1 pseudogene is annotated in these 842 nt (G+C 44.1%); it reads left to right on the top strand.

Annotated elements, in window-relative coordinates:
• Positions 1–8: 8 nt before the first annotated feature.
• Positions 9–608 (top strand): annotated as a pseudogene (locus R8O10_RS24500) (carbohydrate-binding protein); the annotation flags it as partial.
• Between the last annotated feature and the right edge of the window lie 234 nt (positions 609–842).

The following is an 842-nucleotide window of genomic DNA, read 5'->3' as shown; positions in this document are numbered from 1 at the left end:
GCGGCTAAGGAGTGACTGATGCAGCACTGATTGCCAACGATCAATGTTCTCAAACAACGTTAGCTGCAAATACGAGCTGTCGTGTGGATGTGGAGTTTGGCGCATCACAAGCGGGTGAAGCTAGAGTGACGTTGAACTTTGGCGTTGATAAAACCAGTACTTTATATCAAGCGGTTGTGTCTGCAACAGCCAAATCGGTAACATCGCCACCAACAGGAAGCTGTGCAAACGAATGGCAAGCCTCATCTGTTTACAATAAAGGCGATACGGTCACGTGGAATGGAAAAGTGTGGCAAGCACAATGGTGGACTCAAGGCGATAACCCAGCAGAATCGGGTTCCTGGAGCGTTTGGCAAGCCGTGAGCGATGCAAATTGTACGTCACATCAAGATCCGGTCATCCCGCCGACTGAACCGCCAGTTGTATCTGTTCCTTCAGATAATATCTATCAAGCAGGATCTCAATACCTCGCTGGCGATGTTGTGACTAATCAGGGCTCGTCTTATCAATGTTTACCGTGGCCAAATAGTCTTTGGTGTGGTTCGACGCCAAGCGCTTATGAGCCGGGCGTAGGTTCTGCATGGACTCATGCGTGGATAAAGCTATAAAGTCATACTAATCATAAATGGGGTTTATTGTTTTCGAATAATAAGCCCATTTTTGTTGTTTTAAATATGAGAACCCACAAAATACCTATGACTTTATCCTGACAGTTTGCTTATATAACTGGCAGAATTGCGATCAATATTTCACGTTTTGTCTGGTTTTTGTCAGATTTACATTAAGAATTTTCTCCGATGACTTTTTTGACTTGTGCATCATATGCATAACTCGTTACTTAA

Origin of the sequence: Vibrio sp. 1727 (assembly GCF_033344415.1) — a bacterium.
Lineage (GTDB): Bacteria > Pseudomonadota > Gammaproteobacteria > Enterobacterales > Vibrionaceae > Vibrio > Vibrio alginolyticus.
The sequence above is the reverse complement of the archived record's forward strand: the minus strand, read 5'-3'. Positions and strand labels throughout refer to the sequence as shown.